Origin of the sequence: Bauldia sp., from assembly GCF_020442045.1 — a bacterium.
Taxonomy (GTDB): domain Bacteria; phylum Pseudomonadota; class Alphaproteobacteria; order Rhizobiales; family Kaistiaceae; genus Bauldia.
The window spans coordinates 1-7237 of the sequence record NZ_JAGRLA010000189.1 but is presented as its reverse complement, the minus strand read 5'-3'; the positions used below and the strand labels follow the sequence as shown (position 1 = coordinate 7237).

Below are 7237 nucleotides of genomic sequence, written 5' to 3'. Positions count from 1 at the left end.
GTGGTCTACTACGACGCCTCGGTCGGCACGCCGATCGAAGGCCGCGACGCCGCCAAGACCGGGGTCATCGACAACTTCCTCACCGCGGTGCCGGACGCCTCCTGGAAGATGAAGGGCGCACCCGTGGCCCAGGACGGCAGCGTCGCGTTCGAATGGGAATTCTCCGGCACGAACACCGGCCCCTGGGGCGACGGCACGCCGGCGACCGGCAAGCCGTTCACCCTGACCGGCGCGTCGGTCTTCCGGGTGAAGGATGGCGCCATCACCGCGCAGAGCGACTATTACGACGCGCTCGGCTTCTACCAGGCGCTGGGACTGATGTAGCGCGCAGCGCCCGGCGGATCGCGGCGCCGCCAAGGGGCGGCGGCGGGACCGTGTCCTAGTACTGGCAGCACTTGGGGGCCGATCCCAAAAGCGGGCTCATCCACGCTGCGGGCGGATCTCGGGCATTTGCCGCGGGTGCGACATCACCGGGCGCCTACGACAGGAGCGGACATTCACGTTGCGATTCTGCGGAGGGCGCGGCCGTTCCGCGGATCGGGCGCAATGCCGTCGTTCCCGGCGGAAGGCCAGGAATTCGTCAGATCCAAGCCGACGGGCATTGATCCCGCCTTCGGGATGGCCTGCGATGCGGGCCCCGTCGTGCCGCTCCCCCGGAGCGACGCAGAGCCGATCAGCCGAGGCTGCAAGATCTCATTCCGCCCGGGCGAAAAATGCACCGCCGAACTGCTTCCGGTAGATTCCGGGAGCGATGCCCTGATCACGGCGAAATGCGCGGGCGAAGGAACTGACGTCAATGTATCCGAGCCTTTCCGCGATCTCCTTCTGTGCCATGTTGCCAGCCTCCAGAAGCTCCCGCGCCCGCGCCATCCGTACCGCCCGGTAATACGCAGCCGGAGTCGTCCCGGTCGCATTGGCGAAGCGCCGAAGGAACGTCCGTCGTTCCAGTCGAGCGGCGGCGGCCATCGACGAGAGCGATACGCCCTGTCCGTCCGAGAGATGGACGCATTGTTGGGCTCTCCGAATGGCCGCGTCGCCATGCGTCTGGGGTGGCATGAAACGTGGCGCCATCGGGTTCTCTGACGCTGCGCTGCCGGATTGCAGGAAGCGCTCCGTCTTCTCGCGGGCATGATCGCCCAGAAGATCCTGCACGAGCAGGAGACCCACGTCGACCCAGGACATGAACCCGCCCGCGGTGATGATATCGGGATACTCGATGATCCGTTCGCCGGGGTCGACCACGACATCGGGAAAGGTCTCGGCAAGGAATTTCGCAAAGCCACGATGCGTCGAGACTGTCCGACCGTCGACGAGGCCGGCCTGCGCCAGAAACACGACGCCGGAACAAATCGAAACCAGCCGGGCGCCGCGCCGGTGTTCCTGATGCAACCACCCGGCGATTCTGGCGCACATCCCTGATTCCGGAAGTCCCACCATCGTCGGTGGAACGATCAGAATGCCCGGCTTGCGGCCGGAGCCAGGATGGCTGGTATGGACACAGGCGAATGCGGGGTTCCCGCTTGCGCGGACGCTCCAGTGCGAGACCTCGAGCCGCGCCCGGTCGTTCCCCGCAATCTCCGAGGACGCGCGAATCCCAACCGTGAAGAGATCGGTCAGCCCGTGGATAACCGCCAGTTGCGCGCCCGGGTAGAGAAGGATGCCGATCGCTTCGGGAGATGGGGAGGCCGCCATCGTTGGCACTTTCGGTCAATACAATGACACCTTGGGCAATAGCAGAAATCGGCTCCGTCAGCCAGCATGACCGACGTGGAGAATGTGGGAACTGGCGCCATCGGGCCGACGGACCCCGATATTTCCGCGGAACTCTGGCGCGCCGTTCGAGGGGCCGACGCTAGCCTGGCAGAGAGGATTGCAGGTATGCAGGAGGAAGACTTCACCAGCGCCGGCGGCGTCCGGATCCACATGCGCTCGTGGCTGCCCGATGGCCCTGCGCGTGCCGTTCTCGTGATCTGCCACGGCGTGAACTCGCACGGTGGCCAACACGCATGGACTGCCACGCAATTCGCCGAACGCGGCCTAGCGGTCTATGCCCTCGACCTCCGCGGGCGGGGCAAGTCCGATGGCGAGCGCTTCTACGTCGAGGACATCGCCGATTATGTCGCCGACCTGCGCGGCCTGATCCATATCGCTCGGGAACGGCATCCGGGATTGCCGGTGTTTCTTCTCGGCCACAGCGCCGGTGGCGTCACAGCCTGCACCTATGCGCTCGACTATCAGGACGAGATCGAAGGGCTGATCTGCGAGAGCTTCGCCTTCCAGGTCCCCGCGCCCGGCTTCTTGTTGTCGGCGATCAAGGGGCTCAGCCGGCTTGCGCCGCATCTGGGTGTCCTGACTCTCCACATGAAGGATTTCACACGCGATCCTGCGGCGCTCGCGGCACTCGAGGCGGATCCGCTGACCAAGGGCGAAACCCAACCTGCCGCGACGGTCGCCGCGCTGGTGCGTGCCGACGAACGGCTGCACGACGCCTTCGGCGACATCACGCTGCCGGTCCTGATCCTTCACGGTACGGCGGACAAGGCGACGGTCTGCCATGGCAGCGAGTATTTCCATGCCCACGCCGGCTCGATCGACAAGACCCTCAAGCTCTATGAGGGCCACTACCACGATCTGCTGAACGACATCGGCAAGGAGGACGTTCTTTCCGACGTCGCCACCTGGATCGAGGCGCGGATGGTTCCGGAAACGCAGCCGGAGTCCGGCGGCGCCATCCAACCCGAAACGGCCCCGACGACCTGACCATCGTCCGGGACCCGGCAATCGGGAACCCGGCACGACGGGAAGGCTCCGGCCATGGCTCATCCGTGCAGCGCGCGGAGCGGGCACGGCAGCGCCATCGCCAATCCGGACCGGGCAGGTCAACGACGAGTCCGACTCACGCCACGCCCGAGGAGTTTCCAATGCCGTCTCCCTCGCCCCGCAACGGATCGGATCCCACTGCAGACCCCGCCGGCACGACGGGCGCCGCCCGGACCATGACGCTTTCGCTCGAAACGCCGGGCGGCACTATTGCCTATCGCCGTCTCGGCCCCGCGGTCGGGCGTCCGCTGGTGCTACTCAACCGGTTCCGCGGCACGATGGACGACTGGGATCCGGCGTTCCTCGACCGGGTCGCGGCTCACCGCGAGGTCGTCGTCTTCGACAACCTTGGCGTCGCGCGATCGGGCGGTGCCGCACCGGCGACCCTCCGGGGCTGGGCGAAGAATGTCGCCACGTTCATCCATGGTCTCGGCTACGATCTGGTCGACGTTCTCGGTTTCTCCTTTGGCGGCCTCGTTGCGCAGGAACTGACGCTCGCAGAGCCGAACCTCGTGCGGCGCCTGCTTATCGTCGGCAGCGGCGCCGGCCATGTGGACGGCTGGAACGTCAATCCCGAGGCGATCAGTGTCGCAACGAAACCCGTGAACAGCGACGAGGACTTTCTGGTCCTGTTCTTCCGGGACACGCCGGCAAGCCAGGCCGCCGGGCGGGCCTATCTCGCCCGGCTGCGCGAACGCCCGGACGCCTTCGCCGCGCTGGTGAACGAACCCGCCTGGAAGGCGATGCTTGCCGCGAGCAGCAATGTCGGCACCCCGGAGACCTCGCTTCTGAAGCGATCCGGCGCCATCCGTCAGCCAGTCCTCATCGCGAACGGGATCGAGGACATCATGATCCCGACCTACCAGTCCTACGCGCTCGCGCAGGTCGTGCCGAACGCGCGGCTGGTCCTCTATCCCGATTCAGGACACGGCTTCCTGTTCCAGTACCCCGAGCACTTCGGCGACGAGGTCGTGCGGTTTCTCGAAGACGAGGACAGTCCAACATGACGCGGACCGGCCGTGGCGGCGGTCGCCCGGATGCCGGGCCGGGCGATGGGGCAGGCAGGTGACCGCATCCTCATTTCTCAGCGACGGAGACAACACCATGGCTTTCATGACCACCGCCGACGGCACCGAGATCTTCTACAAGGACTGGGGGTCCGGACAACCGATCGTGTTCCACCACGGTTGGCCGCTCAGTGCCGACGACTGGGACAGCCAGATGCTGTTTTTTCTCCACAAGGGCTACCGGGTGATCGCTCATGATCGCCGCGGCCACGGCCGTTCGACCCAGACCGCGCATGGGAACGAGATGGACACCTATGCCGACGACGTCGCCGCCCTCGCCGAAGCGCTCGACCTCCGCGAGGCGGTCCACATCGGCCATTCGACCGGCGGCGGCGAAGTGGCCCGCTATCTGGGGCGGCACGGCACCGACCGTGCCGCGAAGGCGGTGCTGATCGGCGCGGTACCCCCGATCATGGTCAGGACCGAAAGCAACCCGGGCGGGCTGCCGATCGAGGTCTTCGACGGATTCCGTGCCGCGCTCGCCGCCAACCGGGCGCAGTTCTTCGTCGATGTTCCGACCGGCCCCTTCTACGGCTACAACCGGCCCGGCGCCGAAGCCTCGCAAGGGGTGATACAGAACTGGTGGCGCCAGGGGATGATGGGCGGCACCAAGGCGCATTACGACTGCATCAAGGCATTCTCCGAAACCGACTTTACCGAGGATCTGAAGAAGATCGATATCCCCGTCCTCGTCATGCATGGCGATGACGACCAGATCGTGCCCTTCGCCGATTCCGCACCGCTTTCGGCCAAATTGCTGCCGATGGGGACGCTCAAGGTCTACGAGGGGCTGCGCATGGCCGTTGCACGACGCATCCCGGCCTCGTCAACGCGGACCTTCTCGCGTTCATCGCGGGCTGAGCCCGGCTCCCGCCGCCGGCACCGGCGCGGAACGCAACTGCCGTGCGGCGTGCCCAGATCCCGCCGCATGGCCTCGCGCGGCAATTCGACCGGGACAGGGCGAGCGCCTTCGGCGCACCCTGGGGGCGGCACCAGGGACCACTCCCGACATTGCCTGCAAGCACACCGACCTGACAGTCTTCGAGATCCGCCGGACAGCGACAAGCAAGGGGCGGTCTGCGCCGAAGGCGTGGCGATGGGGCCGCGCTGGGTCCCCCCCAGGATCTGCCGGATCTGCGGTCATGTCGGATGGGCGACAGCTCGCGCAACCGCCATGCGCGCGGCCACCGGGGGGGAACAGGCCAGCCGATCGTCGGATCGATGGAACCGCGCGGGCACTGGCCCTATTGCTTCGAAGATGACGAATTCCTCTGACATGCGGGCGCAGGAGTAGCCATGGAATCGATCGGCCTCGACCTGCGCCAGATGCAGCGGACCCCGCTCCACCCCGCCCATGTCGAAGCGCTTCGGATCGCAGGCCGGGAGGTCGCCTTCGCCGGGGGCGAGATCGTCGCGGCCATCGGGGACCCGATGGACCGGTTCTTCTACGTCCTCGAGGGCGAAATCGAGATCGTTCACCCCTATTCCAGCGGCCGATTGCTGGCCGGCACCATCGGACCGACGCAATTCACCGGCGAGATCGCTTTCCTTTGCGGCGGCGTCAACGGGGTGCCGATGCGCGCCACGTCGGACACGCGTGCGATCTCGGTCGAGCGCGATGCCATGCTGCGGCTCATGGCCGAGATACCCGAGCTCTCCGACATCGTCATATCGGTCTACACGGCCCGCCGACGGCTCATGATCGACGAGGGCGTGACCGGACTGACGCTGATCGGCGCGGACCGGGATGATGGCGTGAGCCGGGTCGAGGAATTCGCCCGCCGCAATCGCATTCCGGTGCGATCCTTCGACCTGATCTGCCCGCAGGCGGCGGCAATCGCCGCGGAATGCGGGATCGAAAGCGGCATCCCGGCGGTCGTCTTCGGTCAGAACCATGTCATCGAGGCGCCGACGCCGCGCAAGCTGGCACAACGGCTGGGGCTGGATCTTCGGGCCGATCCGGACGAGATCTTCGACTTGGTCATTGTCGGCGGCGGCCCGGCCGGCGTGGCGGCGGGCGTCTATGCGGGTGCGGAAGGCCTGCGCGCGCTCGTCATCGAGGATCTGGCGGTCGGTGGTCAGGCCGGGGCCTCGAGCCGGATCGAGAACTACATGGGCTTTCCGACCGGGATAACCGGTGCCGACCTCGTCTGGCGCGGCGAGGTGCAGGCGATGAAGTTCGGCACGCGCTTTGCGTTGCCGCGCCGGGTGCGGCGGCTCGAGAGGCGCGGGGACCGCCTATTCTGTGTGACGCTGGACTGCACGACCGAAATCTGTGCCCGCGCCCTGGTGGTCGCCACCGGCGTCCGGAACAGGCGTCTGCCGGTCCCGCGGCTCGACGATTTCCTCGGCCGCGGCGTCTATTACGCGGCGACCGAACTCGAGGCACGGCGGTGCCGCAACATCGGTGCCATCGTCGTGGGCGGCGGGAATTCGGCCGGGCAGGCCGCGATGTTCCTGTCGCGGACCGCGCACCACGTCGAGGTCGTGGTGCGCGGGCAGACGCTGGCCACGTCGATGTCGGAATACCTGTCGAGCCGGCTGTCCGTGGACCCGCGCATAACCGTTCACTTCGGCTCGTCGGTCGTGGCGCTGCACGGCAACGAGCGGATCGAGCAGGTCGAGCTAGAGGACGCGGCCGCCGGCCGGAGGCGGATCCCCGCCTCCGCCGTTTTCGTGATGGCCGGCGCCCAGCCGGATTGCGACTGGCTGTCCGGACTCGTCGCGCTTGACAACGCCGGCTACATCCTGACTGGAGCCGCAGTGGGGCAAAGCGCGAATTTCGAGACCTCCCACCCTGGTATCTTCGCCGTGGGCGACGTCCGCGCGGGATCCGTCAAGCGTGTCGCCTCGGCCGTGGGCGAGGGATCGGTCGTGATCTCCGAAGTGTGGAACTATCTCTCGAAACGCGGCGAGGCCGACGCCAGACCATGAGGTCGGGGGCGTCGCGCCACACGATCGCAGCCGGATCGAGGCCCACGCAATTCTGAATTGCTGCCGCAGAAAGCGACCGGATCGATCGGTTCGATATATCTGCGGGCCGCGCTATCCCAGGGTTCGCCGGTCCCGTTCGAACGACCGGTTTCGGGGCGTCGCACCGTGGCAACCCTGCTTTGGGGCGTCGCCCCTGCGGTCATGACTTGTGCCCCTCCTCGGCGTGATCATGTACGGGCCAGTCAGTCGGGGCCCGCCCGCGGAGGGAGTGGCTCGTATGAGTGCGGGGGGAGCGAGCCGAAAGCGCGTCAGCGTCGTCGCCAGACGCGCCGGTCCTGCCATCGGACCATATTGCCGACCTGGCGGATTGGCTGAATATGGAGAATGTCCATCAGGAGTGGCCGCCGGGGTGCGGT

At 67.0% G+C, this 7237-nt stretch carries 5 protein-coding genes and 1 pseudogene; 5 read left to right on the top strand and 1 reads right to left on the bottom strand.

What is annotated here, in order from left to right; genetic code table 11:
- The coding region (locus KDJ86_RS20220; protein WP_291750151.1) for an ester cyclase at nt 1-324 on the top strand (324 nt) is incomplete at its 5' end.
- A gap of 369 nt (nt 325-693) precedes the next feature.
- Here the strand turns inward: KDJ86_RS20220 and KDJ86_RS20215 are convergent.
- Nucleotides 694-1692: a GlxA family transcriptional regulator gene (locus KDJ86_RS20215; RefSeq protein WP_291750149.1), complete on the bottom strand. Its 999-nt coding sequence runs from the start codon at nt 1690-1692 to the stop codon at nt 694-696.
- Between the two features lie 186 nt (nt 1693-1878).
- Between KDJ86_RS20215 and KDJ86_RS20210 the strand changes: the two genes are divergently transcribed.
- The 4 genes and pseudogenes from KDJ86_RS20210 (at nt 1879) to KDJ86_RS20195 (ending at nt 6821) form a co-directional block, all read left to right on the top strand.
- Nucleotides 1879-2760, top strand: a complete 882-nt coding sequence (locus KDJ86_RS20210; RefSeq protein ID WP_291750146.1) for an alpha/beta hydrolase — start codon at nt 1879-1881, stop codon at nt 2758-2760.
- Nucleotides 2761-2921: 161 nt separating this feature from the next.
- On the top strand, nt 2922-3827 hold the full coding sequence (locus KDJ86_RS20205; RefSeq protein ID WP_291750143.1) for an alpha/beta fold hydrolase: 906 nt from the start codon (nt 2922-2924) through the stop codon (nt 3825-3827).
- A 97-nt stretch (nt 3828-3924) separates the two neighbouring features.
- A pseudogene (locus KDJ86_RS20200) lies at nt 3925-4748 on the top strand (alpha/beta fold hydrolase).
- Nucleotides 4749-5183: 435 nt separating this feature from the next.
- Nucleotides 5184-6821, top strand: a complete 1638-nt coding sequence (locus tag KDJ86_RS20195) for an FAD-dependent oxidoreductase (RefSeq protein ID WP_291750141.1) — start codon at nt 5184-5186, stop codon at nt 6819-6821.
- Nucleotides 6822-7237 lie beyond the last annotated feature (416 nt).

What these genes read in the sequence shown, in the direction of transcription:
- KDJ86_RS20210 (WP_291750146.1), top strand. Translation starts at nt 1,879, where the DNA reads ATGCAGGAGGAAGACTTCACCAGCGCCGGCGGCGTCCGGATCCACATG.
- KDJ86_RS20195 (WP_291750141.1), top strand. Translation starts at nt 5,184, where the DNA reads ATGGAATCGATCGGCCTCGACCTGCGCCAGATGCAGCGGACCCCGCTC.
- KDJ86_RS20205 (WP_291750143.1), top strand. Translation starts at nt 2,922, where the DNA reads ATGCCGTCTCCCTCGCCCCGCAACGGATCGGATCCCACTGCAGACCCC.
- KDJ86_RS20215 (WP_291750149.1), bottom strand. Translation starts at nt 1,692, where the DNA reads ATGGCGGCCTCCCCATCTCCCGAAGCGATCGGCATCCTTCTCTACCCG.